This window comes from Paraburkholderia caffeinilytica, from assembly GCF_051027425.1.
Lineage (GTDB): Bacteria > Pseudomonadota > Gammaproteobacteria > Burkholderiales > Burkholderiaceae > Paraburkholderia > Paraburkholderia caffeinilytica_A.
In genome coordinates, this window is the sequence record NZ_CP186553.1 from 33824 (window position 1) to 49900 (window position 16077).

General features: G+C 60.8%; 19 protein-coding genes. 10 read left to right on the plus strand and 9 right to left on the minus strand.

Annotated elements, in window-relative coordinates:
• Position 1: 1 nt before the first annotated feature.
• Positions 2-985 carry an L-histidine N(alpha)-methyltransferase gene (gene egtD / locus ACOSV0_RS20605; RefSeq protein ID WP_434113090.1) on the minus strand — a complete coding sequence of 328 codons (984 nt, stop codon included), beginning with the start codon at positions 983-985 and terminating at the stop codon, positions 2-4.
• Positions 986-1558: 573 nt separating this feature from the next.
• On the opposite strand from egtD, the gene rarD reads away from it, so the two are divergent.
• The gene (gene rarD / locus ACOSV0_RS20610; protein WP_434113092.1) at positions 1559-2455 is read left to right on the plus strand and encodes an EamA family transporter RarD; all 897 of its coding nucleotides are present in this window, start codon (positions 1559-1561) and stop codon (positions 2453-2455) included.
• Between the two features lie 104 nt (positions 2456-2559).
• Here rarD and ACOSV0_RS20615 read toward each other — a convergent pair whose 3' ends face one another.
• Positions 2560-3111 carry a DUF962 domain-containing protein gene (locus tag ACOSV0_RS20615; protein WP_434113094.1) on the minus strand — a complete coding sequence of 184 codons (552 nt, stop codon included), beginning with the start codon at positions 3109-3111 and terminating at the stop codon, positions 2560-2562.
• Positions 3112-3202: 91 nt separating this feature from the next.
• On the opposite strand from ACOSV0_RS20615, the gene ACOSV0_RS20620 reads away from it, so the two are divergent.
• Positions 3203-3916 (plus strand): Crp/Fnr family transcriptional regulator, encoded by a 714-nt coding sequence (locus ACOSV0_RS20620; RefSeq protein WP_434113096.1) that lies wholly within the window; start codon positions 3203-3205, stop codon positions 3914-3916.
• 261 nt (positions 3917-4177) lie between these two features.
• Here the strand turns inward: ACOSV0_RS20620 and ACOSV0_RS20625 are convergent, their stop codons facing one another.
• From ACOSV0_RS20625 to ACOSV0_RS20640, 4 genes are all read right to left on the minus strand, one after another.
• Complete coding sequence (locus ACOSV0_RS20625) at positions 4178-4525, minus strand: hypothetical protein (RefSeq protein WP_434113098.1); 348 nt, start codon at positions 4523-4525, stop codon at positions 4178-4180.
• A 301-nt stretch (positions 4526-4826) separates the two neighbouring features.
• Complete coding sequence (locus tag ACOSV0_RS20630) at positions 4827-5201, minus strand: hypothetical protein (protein ID WP_434113099.1); 375 nt, start codon at positions 5199-5201, stop codon at positions 4827-4829.
• Positions 5202-5469: 268 nt separating this feature from the next.
• Positions 5470-5730, minus strand: a complete 261-nt coding sequence (locus ACOSV0_RS20635) for a hypothetical protein (RefSeq protein ID WP_121107400.1) — start codon at positions 5728-5730, stop codon at positions 5470-5472.
• A complete protein-coding gene (locus ACOSV0_RS20640) occupies positions 5723-6472 on the minus strand; it encodes a DNA/RNA non-specific endonuclease (RefSeq protein ID WP_434113101.1) in 750 nt (249 codons plus the stop codon). The genes ACOSV0_RS20635 and ACOSV0_RS20640 overlap by 8 nt, the downstream gene beginning before the upstream one ends.
• 115 nt (positions 6473-6587) lie before the next feature.
• On the opposite strand from ACOSV0_RS20640, the gene ACOSV0_RS20645 reads away from it, so the two are divergent.
• On the plus strand, positions 6588-6806 hold the full coding sequence (locus ACOSV0_RS20645) for a hypothetical protein (protein ID WP_434113103.1): 219 nt from the start codon (positions 6588-6590) through the stop codon (positions 6804-6806).
• A 142-nt stretch (positions 6807-6948) separates the two neighbouring features.
• On the opposite strand, the gene ACOSV0_RS20650 is transcribed toward ACOSV0_RS20645, so the two are convergent.
• Both ACOSV0_RS20650 and ACOSV0_RS20655 read right to left on the minus strand, forming a co-directional pair.
• Entirely contained in the window at positions 6949-7308 is a 360-nt protein-coding gene (locus ACOSV0_RS20650) for a DUF3564 domain-containing protein (RefSeq protein ID WP_434113105.1), read from the minus strand.
• Between the two features lie 137 nt (positions 7309-7445).
• Positions 7446-9131 (minus strand): acid phosphatase, encoded by a 1686-nt coding sequence (locus ACOSV0_RS20655; RefSeq protein WP_434113107.1) that lies wholly within the window; start codon positions 9129-9131, stop codon positions 7446-7448.
• A gap of 325 nt (positions 9132-9456) precedes the next feature.
• On the opposite strand from ACOSV0_RS20655, the gene ACOSV0_RS20660 reads away from it, so the two are divergent.
• Positions 9457-10428 carry an IclR family transcriptional regulator gene (locus ACOSV0_RS20660; RefSeq protein ID WP_434113109.1) on the plus strand — a complete coding sequence of 324 codons (972 nt, stop codon included), beginning with the start codon at positions 9457-9459 and terminating at the stop codon, positions 10426-10428.
• A 97-nt stretch (positions 10429-10525) separates the two neighbouring features.
• Here ACOSV0_RS20660 and ACOSV0_RS20665 read toward each other — a convergent pair whose 3' ends face one another.
• Entirely contained in the window at positions 10526-11602 is a 1077-nt protein-coding gene (locus tag ACOSV0_RS20665) for a porin (protein WP_434113111.1), read from the minus strand.
• A 440-nt stretch (positions 11603-12042) separates the two neighbouring features.
• Here ACOSV0_RS20665 and ACOSV0_RS20670 point away from each other — a divergent pair, with 440 nt between their 5' ends.
• The 6 genes from ACOSV0_RS20670 to ACOSV0_RS20695 are packed head-to-tail and all read left to right on the plus strand — an operon-like array spanning position 12043 to position 16077.
• On the plus strand, positions 12043-12357 hold the full coding sequence (locus tag ACOSV0_RS20670) for a non-heme iron oxygenase ferredoxin subunit (RefSeq protein WP_408233783.1): 315 nt from the start codon (positions 12043-12045) through the stop codon (positions 12355-12357).
• Between the two features lies 1 nt (position 12358).
• Positions 12359-12670 (plus strand): recombinase-like helix-turn-helix domain-containing protein, encoded by a 312-nt coding sequence (locus ACOSV0_RS20675; protein ID WP_169486338.1) that lies wholly within the window; start codon positions 12359-12361, stop codon positions 12668-12670.
• Between the two features lie 49 nt (positions 12671-12719).
• Entirely contained in the window at positions 12720-13817 is a 1098-nt protein-coding gene (locus tag ACOSV0_RS20680; RefSeq protein WP_434113114.1) for a Rieske 2Fe-2S domain-containing protein, read from the plus strand.
• Positions 13810-14586 carry an SDR family oxidoreductase gene (locus tag ACOSV0_RS20685; RefSeq protein WP_434113116.1) on the plus strand — a complete coding sequence of 259 codons (777 nt, stop codon included), beginning with the start codon at positions 13810-13812 and terminating at the stop codon, positions 14584-14586. Before ACOSV0_RS20680 ends, ACOSV0_RS20685 begins: the two co-directional genes overlap by 8 nt.
• A gap of 26 nt (positions 14587-14612) precedes the next feature.
• On the plus strand, positions 14613-15140 hold the full coding sequence (locus ACOSV0_RS20690) for a cupin domain-containing protein (protein ID WP_074289220.1): 528 nt from the start codon (positions 14613-14615) through the stop codon (positions 15138-15140).
• Positions 15141-15186: 46 nt separating this feature from the next.
• Complete coding sequence (locus ACOSV0_RS20695) at positions 15187-16077, plus strand: alpha/beta fold hydrolase (protein WP_434113118.1); 891 nt, start codon at positions 15187-15189, stop codon at positions 16075-16077.

The following is a 16077-nucleotide window of genomic DNA, read 5'->3' on the forward strand; positions in this document are numbered from 1 at the left end:
CCTAGCGCGCCACCAGCAAGCTCTCGGCGAACCCCCATCCATCTTCGATCCACTGATGGCTGCACACGAAGCCCGCATCGTCGGCGATCGCGGGCACCTCGTCAGCGCGGTATTTGTGGCTGCTCTCGGTCCAGATCGTTTCACCTGCTTTGAGCGAGACCGTCAATTGCGCGGCGCCCACGTGCGCGGTGATATCGCGTTTCGCCCGCAGATGCATCTCGATGCTGCGCGCGTCCGGATTGAAGCGCGCGACGTGCTCGAATGCATCGAGCGGAAAATCGCCGTCGAGCTCACGATTAATGCGCGCGAGCAGATTCAGATTGAACGATGCAGTCACGCCGACCGCGTCATCGTAGGCGGCCACGAGTACCGGCGTCGGCTTGATCAGATCCGTGCCGAGCAGCAACGCGTCGCCGGGTGCGAGCATGTTGCGGATATCGCGCAGGAAACGCGTCGCCGCGAGTCTGCCGAAATTGCCGATCGTACTGCCAAGAAACAGTACGAGTAACCGCTCACCCGCCGCGCGATCCTTGCTCACTTCGGCGAGTCCGGCCAGGTAATCGCGTTCATAACCGACAATCGAAATACGCTCGATGTCGCCAAGTTCGCGCCTGCATAACTGCAATGCGCTGCGCGAAATTTCAATCGGGAAGTAAGACGTGGGGCGTTTTTTACACAGCGCCTCCAGAATGCGCCGCGTCTTGCGACCGCTGCCGCTGCCCAGTTCGGCGACGGTCACGTCGTGCGGCAAGTGCGCGACGATGTCCACTGCGTGCTTCGTGAGCAGGTTCTCCTCGGCGCGCGTCACGCCGTATTCGGGCAGTACCGTGATCACTTCGAAGAGCGCGGAACCGACTTCGTCATACAGATACTTCGAGGGCAGTTCCTTCTGCGGCGCGTGCATGAGTCCGGCGCGAACGTCGGCGGCGAAAGTAGCGCGTTGCAGATCGGGCGATGCGTCGTGCGATAGGGCTGGCTGGGTCATGCTGGCTCCAGTAGTCACATTCGATGAGCAGGATTGCTGGCCGGGTAACGGCAGGTGCAATGAAACGCAGTTGCTGCGTGCCGTGGGAAAGAAGGGCTGGCTCGGTCCGCCTGGACTGCCGGTGCCGGCCCGGCTCGTTGCTGTTGCAGATGACGGTTGCGACGGTGGTCCAGGATGTCCCGGATCGCGGCGCAAATCGTGTTGCCACACTTCTTAGCAAGATTCGAGCTTGAGCAGTTGCGCGAGAAGTTGCCGGTGCGGAAGCTACGGGTCCGCCTGTCGCGCGTGAAGTTATGTTCTAGTGCATCAGCGCGTGATGCGCACGGGAAAAATTGCTGCTTACTGCAAGGAACGCGCGGGCACGTTGACGGGGAACCCGTCTAGAATGCCCGCTTGCATCGCCTATCCACGATAAAAATGCAGCGCTTGATCCGCACTGCCTGCTTGTGAGACTTCACTTCCAATGACAACAACTCGAGGCGCGCAACGGCATGCTGCGCCGCACACACCAGTATCTGAACCGGTTTGCGCATCCACGCCGTATGCCGGGATGATTGCGCCACGGGCCGGGCAATGAACCAGTATGACCCAAAGCGCGGTATCGCGTTGTCGGTCGGCGCGTCGGCGATGTTTGCTTTACTGTCCGCTTACGCCAGGCTGCTTGCGCCGTTGAGCGGCCTCGACATTTTCGCGTGGCGTATCGTGTGGACCGTGCCCGGGGCGCTATTGCTGATCGCGTTGCGCAAACGTCTGCCGATTCTCAGGCAACTTCTTTACCGCATGGTGACGGAGCCGACGCTCGGCGTGGCGATGGTCGTCAGCGCGGTTCTGCTGGGCGCGCAGCTATGGGTGTTTCTCTGGGCGCCGCTGCATGGACGCATGCTTGAAGTCTCGCTCGGCTATTTTCTGCTGCCGATGGTCATGGTGCTGGTGGGGCGCTTCTACTATCGCGAGCGCCTCGACGGTTTGCAGTGGCTAGCGGTTATCTGTGCTGCTTTGGGCGTGGGGCATGAACTGTGGATGACGGGTGCGTTTTCGTGGCCGACCGTGCTGGTCGCACTGGGCTATCCGCCGTATTTCGTGCTGCGCCGCAAAATCAATCAGGATTCGCTGGCGATGTTCACGGTAGAAATGACGCTGCTGTTGCCGGCGGCGGCTGTGTTCATCGTCGTCGGCGGTTCGCTGACAATGATCGGCGGACGTATCGATATGTGGTGTCTGCTGTTGCCGGGACTCGGCGCGCTCAGCACCATTGCGCTGGCTTCGTATCTGAAGGCGAGCCGTTTGTTGCCGGTCGCATTGTTCGGCATCCTCGGCTATGTCGAGCCGGTGCTGCTGGTGCTGGTCTCGATCACCTTGCTCGGCGAGGTGCTGAGTGCCGCGCAGTTAGCCACATATATTCCGATCTGGATTGCGGTTGCGCTGACGGCATTGCACAGCGTGCGGCTCGTTCGGCTTGCGCCGCGGTGAAGTGCGTTGCTTGAGCCACACCGGCTGCGTCGCGAGTGACGGAGCAGGGTCGGGGACGGCGGCGTGCAGCGTTGAACTTGAGCCGCCGAATCAGCCGCCGCGATTCAGCGATGCGCTGCCGCGCGATCCGCATTGATACGCGTCGCGCCGACTTGCGCTTCGATCGCTTCGCGCAGCGCCGGCCGCCAGCCGAAACCGAACAACGCTTCAGCGAGGACGAATAGCGGCCCGATCAGCAGACCGACTACGTCGTCGACAAATGCCGGCTTGCGATGTTCGTACGCCACGTGGCCGATAAACTGAAACACCCAGCCGACGACGAAAAGTCCGATGCCCGAGGCGAGCCAGGTGAAGGTAGTTTGCGCGGCGAGCCATTGTCCGCACGCGACGCACAATACGGATATCACGGCCATCATCACGCCGAGCGGCACGTCGAGCACGAGGTAATAGACGGTCGCAGCGACGAACAATACCCACGCAGGCGACAAGGTAAACGGCAACGCAAATGGCAGTGCGCCGGGGCTCAAAGCGGGCCGGCTCAACAACACCGCCAGCGCCAGCACGATCATCGGAATGCCGATGAAATGCGTGGCGATATTGCGCCGGTCGCGGTGGTAGGCCGCGTATTGCGTCAGTTGTTGCGTCAGCGTTCTCATGTATGCCGCTCCTCGATCAAAGTCAGCATAATCGCGGTCAGCGGAATTTGAAACCATCGGGTAGCCGACAATCGGGCACGGATGCCGTCCTATGACTGCAAGTTTTTCATCGAATGAGCTTGGTCACCTGCTCGAGCGCAGCGCATGGTTTCGCTCGGCGCCTGCTGCCATGCGGGCGCAGTTGATCGAAGCGGGGCGTGTCGAGCGCCTGGCGGCGGGCGAGCGTCTCTTCACGCGCGGCGATTCCGACGATGGCCTCTATTGTGTGCTCGACGGTCTGGTGCGAATCGGTGCGGCGAGTTCGGCCGGCAAGGAAGCGTTGCTTGCGGTCATCGAGCCGGTTAACTGGTTCGGCGAGATCGCGCTGTTCGACAATCGGCCGCGAACCCATGATGCGTATGCCGAGCGTGATTCCGAGCTGTTTCATGTGCCGCGCACCGCGCTTGCCGTGCTGCTCGAGCGCACGCCCGAGTATTGGCACGCCTTCGGTTTGCTGTTGACGCAGAAGCTGCGCCTCGCTTTCGACGCCATTGAAGAAGCCGCGTTGCTTCCCGCCGCGCAGCGCGTGGCGCGTCGCCTGTTGTTGATGGCAGGCGGCTACGGCGAAGCCGGCGCATTGCGGCGTGTCCTCAAAGTGCCGCAGGAGGATCTGGCGATGATGCTGGCTTTGTCGCGGCAGACAATCAATCAGGTGCTCAAGCAGTTCGAAACGCAGGGTGCGCTGAAGCTGGGCTATGCGGAAATCGAAATTACCGATGTGCAAAAGCTCAGCGCGCTGGCCGATCTGAATCCCGCTACGGATTGAAGGAACTGGGTCGCGCTGAGGTCACGCGCGGCCACGCATCTGCTCGCAGCGATCGTCGTCTCGCTTGCCGTGGTACCCAAAACTGCCGAAGCTCAGTCGGCATTCTTTCTCGGACCTGCTCGACTTCTCTCGCGTTAGCTCATCGTTTCGGCACTACTGGTCGAGCGTCTCGGCACCGAGCGACAGGTTGCAAAACCTGCGCGCCGACTTCGCCATGACGAAACGGAGTGACGATCGGCAACCGGATACCTGAAAACATGATTAACGCGTCTTTGCGACGGCATGATGGCGCTTCAATGGTCCGATCAGTGCTGCGGGCAATGTCGAGACCAGCGTATGCAAGGTGAAGTCGAGGTCGTCGACTGCAATGTCGAGTTGCACGCGCACTTCTTCGCGCACGGCCTCCGTGCTGACCACATACACGCCGAGCGGCGAATGAAGCAGTGTGCGGAGCTGGGTGCCGGGAAGATCGTGCGCGGGATGGGGCAGGGTAACTTGCAAGCGGGCACGAGCCGCGGGGAAAGGGATGACATTGTTGTGTTGGACCGGCGGCGCGCTAAGCGGTCGCGTTTCGAGGTTGTCGATTGATTGCGATTGCGTGAGAGCCATTTAATGCGGCGTTCGTTGACGCCATGGTTGATCAGGACAGTTCGAGCTTAGGCTTGTGCGAGTAAACGCAGTGCAAAAATTGAGGTGTCCGCTGAAAAATTATGCGAACCAGGCTCGACGCGTTGCTCGAATGGGATCAGAAGCCCTGCTGGCAATTTAACTTTGCGTGAGCTTCAACCAGGTTCATGCGACGCGCCCATAAAAAAAGGCGAGTCATCAGACTCGCCCTCCCTGAACGGCACCGTTTGGCTTCGATTAACTACGCATGCCTGGCCAGTGTGTGCCGAAAGCCGATCACGTGTTATTGCGTTTTCGTCGTGTCGGTCTTTGCGCCGTCGGCTTTTGCCGGGGCATTGCTGGCCTCTTTCGCGCTCTCCGTCTTGTTCTTGCTTGCGCTTGTATCGACGGTGGTCTTCTTGGTGGCCTTATGGGTCTTTGCCGCGTGGTTGCTGGCAGAAGTCTTTTTCACATGCGCCTTCGTCGCGGCCTTGGTCGGCGCTTTCGTCGTGGCGGAGCCTTCATCCGTGGCGCCGGTTTGCACGGCGGTGCTCGCCTTCAGATTCGCCTGGCCGGCGGGTTGCGTTTGCGCGGGTTGCGCGGCCGACGGCGCTGCGGTTTGAGCAAATGCGGTCGACACGACGAGAGCGGAAGCGAGAGCAGCGAAAAGCGTCTTCATGATGTAACTCCTGGTTAAACCGGTTGTTCTTTGTGTCGCGGCTGAAATGTTTCAGCGCTGCCGGTTTAACGTTGGCGGGAAGACAGCAGTTGACGGTGTTCTGGTGACAAAACGTAACGGCGGATACATATCGGGGTCCTGATTCATCCCGTGCTGTTTCCGCGGATTGGCTACATCAGGCCCGGTTTGACATGAGGCGTGCGCCTGTCGAGCGACAGGCGCAACGAAAAGAATCCACACCCGCGTGCTCTGGCGATTCCCGAGCGCGCTATTGAAACGGGTTCTGCACGACACCCGGCTTTGCATCCGGCTCGTCCTTCACCTTGGCCGGCAAATTGGTCTGCGCCTGTAGCGCGGCCACTACTGCGTCGATTGCTTCCTTCAGTGCCAGCGCCGCCTTCAGCCCGCGCTGGTCCTGAGTCAACTCCAGCGTGCCGTTCAGCACTACGCGCGTCGTGCCGTTGCTGACGGTGAGTGCATCGCCCTGGATGTTGAGCACGTCGTCATCGTTCGAATAGGGTTTAAACACCTTTTAGTCCTCCCGGTCGCTGATCTTTGAGATTCTCCGGAATACCCGGAAAACGGATGCCCGATGCTGCCTCGAGTTCGTGAATCGTCCTGATGTCGTAACGGTTGGTCGAGACATTGTCTACGATCACCGCGAACGCCATCTGCCGTGACGGCACGTAGACCACCTTGAACAATTGCGTCGGCACGAAGACGCGCGTCGGTCCGATGGTCTGCAATTGCTGGCCGCTGAAAATCGGCCCGGTGACGACATAGGTATCGTCGTACGACATCGCGATCTTTCGCACCGATGTTTCGATACGTGCCCACAAGCGCTGATTGTTTTCGCGATTTTGCGGCACGACGTTCGCCAGCGAAAACGATTGTGCCATCGCTTCCTGATTCCAGCGATTGCCCGCCGGACTCATGTGGCCGCGATCGAAGCCGCTGCGCTTATAGTCCGCGAGTGTCGCGCCTTCGCCGTCCGGCAAACGCGCGTCTTCGAAGAATTTGTTGGTGCGCACCATGTCTTTCGCGGCGTCGATATGGTCGCGCGTCAGATGCTCGGCGGACCACAGCGGACCATGCGTGATACCCGAATGCAGCACCGCGAAATCGCTATAGCAAAGCATGCGCGTTTTCGGCGCCATCTTCTTATTGGTCAGAACCGGCCATTGCGCATTCGGGGTGAACTGGGTGCAGGAAGGCGCCGCGCTCGCTTGAGCGGCAACGGCGAACAACAGACAGGCAAACCACTTCTTCATGTGTCAGTCAGTCGAGGGATGGGGGCGCAAGTATAGCGTCGCAAGCCCGTATCGAGCGACGCAGAACGCAGGAAAACATGGAGAAAAAAATGGCTTTTGCGCGGCATCCGCGACGATGAAAATACTTCGAGCGAAAGAAGCGGAAGAAGCGGAAGAAGCGGAAGAAGCGGAAGAAGCGGAAGAAGCGGAAGAAGCGGAAGAAGCGGAAGAAGCGGAAGAAGCGGAAGAAGCGCCCGGCGCACGGTGCACGGCAAAAAGCCCTGCACCAAAAAAAACGGGCCGCCTTGCGGCGACCCTAATGCGTGGAATTCAAACTCTACTCACGCAAACTTAAGAACGGCTTAAACGCGCAAAGTTGAATACGCGATGCGCATTGACGGTCAAATCCGCACACGAACGCGCCCGCGTCCGTGTCTGCACTCAGGCAGTGCGGTTCGGATGAGTAGAAATTTCGACTGGCGAAAAAGCGCCGGAACCTAATTGCCGAAAACGCTATTTTCGGCGTGCACGTTCTGGCGGTCGACGGCTTGCAGACGCCAGAAGCCGCTGGTCGGCGCATGCGTGGGCAAGGCTGTCCACGCTGCGGCGCCTTGTGCCGCGCTTACGTGTTGTTTGCGATCGACGTGCAAGCCGCGCAGTGTGCACAGCGGCGCATCCGCGCTCGGCGCACAGAGCGTGGTCACGCCATTGTCGTCGTGTAACTCGCCCCACGGGGGCAGATCGATCCCTTGATGCGCTTCTCTCGACCACCGGTGTTCTTCGGTGTCGAGCCATAACACAGCGTAATCGTGATTGACGGTGGGATCGGAACCGTTGATGAGGATGGTCAGGCGCATGGCAGTTCCGTACGAATTGCAAAATATTGCTTTAACAGTCTATGCCGCGACGCGTGTTATGCAAGGCAAAAGGTACGACGATCCGGCACGAAAAAACCGGTGCGTGGCGCGCACGGCTCAGCAGGTTAGGCTCCGGTTCAGGCCAGATCCAGCGTCCCGGTCAAATCTCCAAGCGGCGCCAGGCCATTTTGCGCAAACGCCCGATCTCGTGCGACGATCCCATCCAGCGGCGCCAGCCCGTGCACCCGGCTAATCAGGCGAAGAATCGAATTGGTGTCGTACACCGTGTGATCGACATACCCCTTCTTCGCCAACGGAGAAATCACCAACGCGGGAATCCGCGATCCCGGCCCCCAACGGTCGCCCTTCGGCGGCGAGACCGGATCCCACCAGCCGCCGTTTTCATCCACCGTGACGACCACGACCGTATTGGCCCACTGCGGGCCGCGCTGAATATGCTCGATCACAGTCGAGATGTGACGGTCGCCCGATGCGACGTCCGCATATCCCGCATGCATATTCAGGTCGCCCTGCGGCTTGTAGAACGTGACAGCCGGCAAACGGCCCGCGTCGATATCGGCAAGCAGGCGGTTGGTGGACGCGTCGTTGCCGAGCCCCGCATCGCGCAGATACTTGCGCCGCGCCGCTGTGCCTGGCGCGTAATTGGTGAAGTAGTTGAACGGCTGGTGGTGGTACTGGAAGTCAGGCACCGCGCCCGTGTCCTGATGTTCCAGCGCGTACTGCCACGCACCGCTGTACCACGCCCAGTCGACGCCCTTGTCCGTCAGACGGTCGCCGATCGTCGCGAAGTTTTGCGGCGGCAGCACGCGCGGATTCGACAGGTCGGCGAACGCGGGATTGCCGCCTTCGGCCGGCCGCACGTTGCTCGGCTGATACGGCGGCGCCATTGTGTTGACGGCGTAACCGTCGGCGGTAAATGCGCCGTCGTTGACGAATTTCGGCGGACCGTCGAGCGCGGACGCGGGCGAGTCGGCCGCCAGTTTCAGCCGGATGCCGGTCGGATCGTCGCCTTCGACAACCGAGACCATCTTCTTCGCCGGACTATTGTGGATGTCGGGATAGAACGGCGCCTGCGCCGAGATCAGAAAGATATGGTTCAGCCACGAGCCGCCGAAGGCCGCCATGAAAAAGTTGTCGCACAGCGTGTATTGCTGCGCGAGATTCCACAGACGCAGCGTGTCGGCGGAGTTGCGGTAGTGGCCCATCACCAGGCCGCCGGAATCGCCCCAGGCGGCGAACTGATCGTTGCGCCCGGCGTTGATCTGCATCTGGTTCTGATAGAAGCGATGTACCAGATCGCGCGTGATCACGCCGTTCGGCAACGCCGCGCCCTGCGCGTCGGTGATATGGAAGGGGCCGTTGCGAAGGTTGCCGATATCTTTCTGGCCAATCATGTAGCGCTTGCCGTCCACTTCCTGCGCTTGTGGCACGAGGCCGCCCCAGATGGCGGGCAGACGTGGCAGCGGCGTCTTGCCGTCGCGATCGAGTTGCAGATAACGCTCGGCGCTGACCGCGTCGAGTGGATGCTGGACGCCGGGAAAGTTGCCGTACAGGTTCGCGAAGCTGCGGTTCTCTGCATAAATCACCACGATTTGCCTGACCTGGTCGTGTAGCGCGGCGTCGAGCCGCAAGTCGGCGGCACTGCGCGGCGCCGCGTCGCTCGCGGCACTTTGCCCGGTTTTGCAACCGGTTAGGGCGAGCCCGATTCCGACTGCCGCGAGCCCGGTCAGGACACGGCGGCGCTCAGGATCGTCGGGGGCGTTGTCGGGGTTCGGCGGGAGGGGGGAGTCGTTGTCTGTCATCGGTAGGTTTCGATTTAGCGTGACGAGCGCTCAACAGCCTTTGGCGACCGCTCGGGGCGGCGTGCGCGCGGCACCGGGTTCAGAGATAGGCACTGCGCTGCCCGGATGAAGATGCGAGTCGGCAACTTGAACCTGGACGGATTCGGACATGGGCGTGGCCTCCGGACACCTGACGGGAACGAAAGCGCGGTGCGGAGACCTCGCGCAATGAACCGCATCAAAGGATAGCACCGCGCGAAACGAAAATGACCACCGTGTGCTTCGCGCTATCATGTTGATCTGTACCCGATGAACAGTAGAGACAACGGCAAAGACGGCAGCCAAGATGGCAAAAGAAGAGCACACAGGAGCGGGACGCAAGCACGCGAGACCACGCGGCGCGTTGGCCTCGACGTCGCAGAACGATGCGGCGTTGTCCCACGCGGACAACGCCGATTCAACCGATTCCACCGATGAAGAGAGCACCGGCGGATCGACTTATCTCGTGCCGGGGCTGGAACGCGGCCTGCGCATCCTCGCCGAATTCAGCGCCCGCGAGCCGATTCTCGGTGCGCCCGAATTGTCGAAGCGCATCGGCATTCCACGCACCACCACATTTCGTCTACTGCAAACGCTCGAGGCTTTAGGTTTTCTCGAGCGCGTGAATGGCGACCGTTATTTCCGTTTGAGCGTTGCGGTGCTGCGGCTTGGCTTCGAATACTTGAGTTCGCTCGAACTGACCGACGTCGGCACGCCGATTCTCGAACGTTTGCGCGACGCGACCGGCCTCAGCACGCATCTGCTGATCCGCGATCAGCGCGACGTGGTGTTCGTCGCCAAAGCGCAAACCCATGAGCCGATGTTCAGTTCGGTGAAGGTGCACGTCGGGACGCGTCTGCCCGCGCATGCCACGGTGCATGGCCAGGTGCTGATGGGCGATTTGAGTTTCGAAGCATTGCGTCAGTTGTACCCCGAACCGCAACTCGAACGTTTTACCGAACGCACGCCGGCGACTGTCGAAGAGCTGTATGGAAGAGTGCGCGAAAGCGCGGCGCTCGGCTACGCGTTGAGCGAAGCGTCTTTTGAAAGAGGGATCTCGGTGGTGAGCGCGCCGGTGCGCGATCAAAGCGGCAAGATCACGGCCGCGTTGACGGTCACCATTCCGCGTTCGGATATCGGCGAAGCGGAAGAACGCGAGCCGCTCATCATCGCGGTTTGCCAGGCGGCGCTCGAATTGTCCGAGCGTCTGAGCTACCGTCCGCGGCCGGATGATCCGACTGCGGCTCAAGCGCGTCGCAGACCGGTTGCGGCGAGCTGATCCGGCTTCTGTTTTGGCTCATGTAAAACGGCCCGGCTGCACAAGCAGCCGGGCCGTTTGCATTGCAGCGCCAGTATCTATACCGGCGTGCCCGACATCAGAACGAGTGGTGAATACCCGTCAGGAAAATCGTCTGGTTCCGGCCGCTCGACACCCCTGCCGTAAAGAACGCGGCGTCCGTATTGGAGCCCGCACGCTCATACAGCGCATTCACATACAACTGCGTCGACTTCGACAGCGCGTAGATATCGCCGATCTCGAACTGCGTCCAGCGATGGCCGGCCATTGTGGTTGTCGCGGCACCACCCGCGACGGTGTTGAACGGCGTGAACTGATAATTCGCGCCCACGTCGTAGCTCTGGTACGTGTCCGAATGGCCGGACGATTCCAGCTTCACACGCGTGTACAAACCGTGCACCAGCAGTTTGCCGAACTGATATGACGCGCCCGCGCCCATGTTCTCGACCTTGTCCGCCGTGTAGTTCGCTGCAGCGACGCCCTGGAAGCTGGTGATGCCCGTCGTCACGATCGACGGCGTGCGATTGTGCTCGTTCGCATAGGTCGCACCGGCCTTGAACGGACCGTTCGCATAGCTAAGCGCAAAGCTCAGTGTCTTGCCGGTCGAGAAATTGGTCGTGTTGCCGAGACCCATCATCGCGCCGACCGAGAAGCCGGCGAAACTCGCCGAGCGGAACTTCACCGAGTTGTCGAACGGCACCACGCCGGTGTCGGCGAGTTCGTCGATGTTGCCCGGATGGAACGCGTACCAGCTCGCGGCCAGATAAGCGGTGCTAAACGGGTCCAGCACGTCGAAGCTGAACGGTGTCTGATGACCTAGCGTCACCGTGCCGATCTGGTCCGAGCTTAAGCCCACGAACGCCTGGCGATTGAACAGCGTTCCGGCTTTGGCGAACGCGCCTGTGTTCGTGTAGAAGCCGTTTTCCAGTTGGAAAACCGTCTTCAGTCCACCGCCCAGATCCTCGACGCCCTTCAGGCCCCAGCGGTCCGGCTGCATGTTGCCTTGTTCTTCGATCCACTTCGAATGGCCGCCCGCATTGCTGATGTATGCAATACCGGCATCCAGGCTGCCGTATAGCGTCACGCTGCTCTGTGCCCATGCGCCAGTCGTCGCGCAGATTGCCGTCAAGCCGGCCGCCGCAATGATGTGCTTCACCGTTGGTTCTCCTGATCACACGACGGATAGCTCGCGCCGATTTCGTCGTCCCTGATCCTTGCTTTGGGATGAATGCAGCTTCGGGTTTATGCGCCAAAACCGCACCGCTTTATGTTCCACCTATGGGCGTCTGTATCGCCTATGGAAAATTATAGTGAGTCTGGAAGTGGTCAAAATAAATTTTCGGACCCCGTACAAACCCGCATCAGGGCTTTGGCATTCGTCTGAAAATTATGTGGAAACTCAAGCCTGTAAAGGCTCTTGAGCAAAAAAGGCCATTCATGTCAGTTCACGCAAAGCTGTGTTGTGAACGCGACAGTCGGTGTTTTCCCCTACCAGCCCAGATTTTTATTTTCTCTGGCCAACGTCACTCCTATAATTATCCATACACGAACTGATGTTCCTTGTATGGAACATAAGGCTTCAGGAGAAAGCGAGAAATGAGTGAACAATGGCGCTGCGCCGGCCATGCCGGCGACCTGTCCGAAGACGCGCCGCTCGAGTTCAAACTCGACGGCACCGAAATCGGCATCTACAAGGTGGGCGATGCGCTGTACGCGCTGGAAAACGTCTGCCCCCATGCGTACGCGTTGCTGACGCAGGGCTTTGTCGACGGCGACACCGTCGAATGCCCGCTGCACGAAGCCGTGTTCCATATCCCGACCGGCAAATGTCTGAAAGAGCCCGGTGGCCGCGACCTGAAGATGTACTCGGTACGCCTCGCCGGCGAAGAAATCCAGATCAAGGTGGAATGACATGCGAGAGCAAACCGTGAACTTCAATCCCTTCCTGAAGCCGTGGCTCGCGCCGCAGCCGAACAACGTCGCCGGCAAGGGTGTGATCGAAAAGCCGGGCGAGACCGAAAACTTCATCTGGCAAACACGTAAAGCCGAGCCGACCCAATACGAAAACGACTTCGGCGATGCGCTCGAAAAAGTTTTCGAAGCCGGCGCGAATGAGTTGCAGGAAGTCGTTGACGGGTTGAATCGCGTGGGCTTCCGCACCCCGGAAGGCAACACGTGGGATGCCGACCGTCTCGCCGCCGAATTCCGCCTGCTCGCCGAATAAGCGCACTTTCCCGAACACGCCTCATCGCTTTCGTATCCGGAGTCTCTTCATGACGTCCCCCACTACAACGACACAAGCCGCGGCCGATCCGATCCAGTCGTATCTGAACAAAGGCCTGCGTAATTACTGGTATCCCGTTGCACCGAGCTGGCAAGTTGGCGACGCGCCGATCGGCGTCACGCGCCTCGGCGATCAGATCGTGCTGTGGCGCGACAAGGAAGGCCAAGTCCGCGCGCTGGAAGATCGCTGCCCGCACCGTGGCGCGCGTCTCTCGCTCGGCTGGAACCTCGGCGGCAGCGTCGCGTGCTGGTATCACGGCATTGAGATCGACGGCGGCGGCACGGTCGTCAAGGTGCCGGCGGTGTCGGCCTGCCCGCTGGAAGGCCAGAAGTGCGTGAAGTCGTATCCGGTCGAAGAGCACGCCGGCGCGATCTTCCTGTGGTTCGGCGACGACGCTCATAAAGAACCTACGCCGCTCGTGCTGCCGGAAGAACTGGTGGGCGACGAGTACGCGAACTTCCTGTGCATGTCGAACTGGAAGTGCAATTACCAGTACGCGATCGACAACGTGATGGACCCGATGCACGGCGCGTATCTGCACGCGACGTCGCATTCGATGGCCGAGGGCGACAAGCAGGCCGACATGCGTGTGCGCAAGACCGAAACGGGTCTGATGTTCGAGAAGGTCGGTCAACGTGACGTGAATTTCGACTGGGTCGAACTGGGCGAAACCGGCGCGTTGTGGATGCGCCTCGCGATTCCGTACAAGAAGAAGTTCGGCCCGGGCGGCAACTTCGGGATCATCGGCTTTGCTACGCCGGTCGACGAGAACAATTGCCAGGTTTACTTCTGGCGCACACGCAAGGTGTCGGGCTGGCAGCGCGACGCATGGCGTTTCATGTATCGCAACCGCCTGGAAGGTCTGCACTGGGCCGTGCTGGAACAGGACCGCTATGTTCTCGAAAGCATGGCGCCGAATGCACGCGAGCACGAGTTCCTCTATCAGCACGACGTCGGCATGACGCGTGTGCGCCGCATGTTCCGTCAGCGCGCGCAACAGCACTTCGCTGAACTGGATGCTTTTCACGCTCAAGCGGCTCAAGCCGGCACTGCGCAAACTGAAGCAGCAGGCCACAGCCATGCATAACGAAGCGCTTCCGGCATTGCCTGCACTCCAAGGCCGGCGCGTCCTCGTGACGGGCGGCGCGCGCGGCCTAGGTGCAGCGTTCGTCCGCTCGCTGGTTCAAGCCGGTGCGCAAGTCGTGTTCGGCGACGTGTTGCATGACGAAGGCCGTGCGCTTGCTGCATCGTTGGTCGAGCAAGGTCATGCGGTGACGTATCTGCCGCTCGATCTCGCCGACCCTGCCAGCATCAGGCAATTCGCCGATCAGGCCGCAACGCAACTCGGTGGTCTCGACGCGCTGATCAACAACGCGGCGATCACCAACTCGGGCGGCAAGTTCGCCGACGAGTTGTCGGTCGACACGTGGGACGCCGTGATGAACGTCAACGTGCGCGGCACGTGGCTGATGAGCACCGCCGCGCTGCCGTATCTGCGCGACTCGGGCCGCGGCAGCATCGTCAACATCGCGTCGGATACGGCGATGTGGGGCGCGCCGAAGCTGCTTGCCTATGTCGCGAGCAAAGGCGCCGTGATCTCGATGACCCGCTCGCTGGCCCGCGAATTCGGTGCGCATCACGTGACGGTTAACGCCATCGCGCCGGGTCTTACCGAAGTCGAGGCCACCGCCTACGTGCCTGCCGAGCGTCACCAGTATTACCTGCAAGGCCGCGCGCTCACGCGCGCACAAGTGCCCGACGACGTCACCGGGCCGGTGCTGTTCCTGTTGTCCGATGCCGCGCGCTTCGTGACCGGCCAGTTGTTGCCGGTCAACGGCGGCTTCGTGATGAATTGATCTTGTCGAATCGAAAGGAGAAAGAGATGGCGGACGCCGAACTCGAACGCAAATCGTGGGAACAACCTGCGGACGCGAGCTTTGCACAATGGCTGGACAGCCGCGTCGCGCGCCTGGAAACGCGTCGCTATGACTGGGACGCGCTGAAGTTCCAGGCCGACTACGACCCGAAATATCGCCGCGCGCAAATGCGTTATGTCGGCACGGGCGGCACGGGCGTCGCGAAAGACATGAATACGGTGCCTGCCGGCGGCTTCACGTTTTCGACGATGGTGATCCCGGCCGGCAACATCGGCCCGAGCCATATCCATATGGATGTCGAAGAAATTTTCTTCGTGCTGCGCGGCAAGATGAAAGTGATCTGCGAGAAAGACGGCGAAACGTGGGAAGCCGTGCTGGGCGAGCGCGATCTGATTTCGGTGCCGCCGGGCGTGTATCGCACGGAAGTGAATATCGGCGAAGAAGACGCGTTGATGTGCGTGATGCTCGGCGCAGCCAAGCCGATTACGCCGACGTATCCGCCGGATTCGCCGTTGGCCAAGCTCAAGCGCTAAGCCTTTAAACACAGGCATTGCTTTAAAAACGCCCACGAAGGAAATCATGTCCGCAGTCCCGTCCGCTACCGCCGATCAGAACGCTACGCTCGAAGCGCGCCTTGCACGCTTCCCGGCGCAGCAGATCTGGCTGGCATCGCAACGCGCGGTGAGCTATCGCGACGCGGATAGCGCCGAAAGTGAAGCGCTGCCTTTGGTGCTGCTTCACGGTATCGGTTCGGGCGCGGCTTCGTGGGTACAGCAGTTTGAGGCGATGAGCGAAGCGCGCCGTGTGCTGGCGTGGGATGCGCCGGGGTATGGCGCATCGACGCCAGTAGAAGCCGATTCGCCCACTGCAAGCGACTACGCGACGGTATTGAAAGAGTGGCTCGACGCACTCGGTATTGAACGCTGCGTGCTGCTCGGTCATTCGCTTGGCGCGATTATCGCGGGTGCGTTTGCTGTGACGAATCCACAGCGCGTGACCGGCTTGCTGTTGTTGTCGCCGGCTGGCGGTTACGGCGCTTCCGCAGCGGAAGTGCGCGAAACGAAACGCGATCAACGTCTTGCCATGCTGAAAGAGCTGGGTCCGCAGGGTCTCGCCGAAAAACGCAGCGCCAATATGTTGTCCGCCTATGCGAGCAACGAAGCCCGCGAATGGGTGCGCTGGAACATGTCGCGCGTGATCCCACATGGCTACGCGCAAGCGACGCATCTTCTGGCCAACGCCGATCTTGCCCGCGATCTCGCGCGCTACACAGGCCGCGTCAACGTCGCGGTCGGCGCTGAAGACACCATTACGACGCCCGAAGCCTGCGAGCGGCTCGCACTGGCCGCGGGCACCAAACTGCAGGTTGTGCCACGCGCCGGACATGCCGGTTATATCGAAGCACCTGCCGCGTACACCGCGATCATCGACACGTTCTGCCGCGCGAGCGACAGACAACGGAGCCAATGA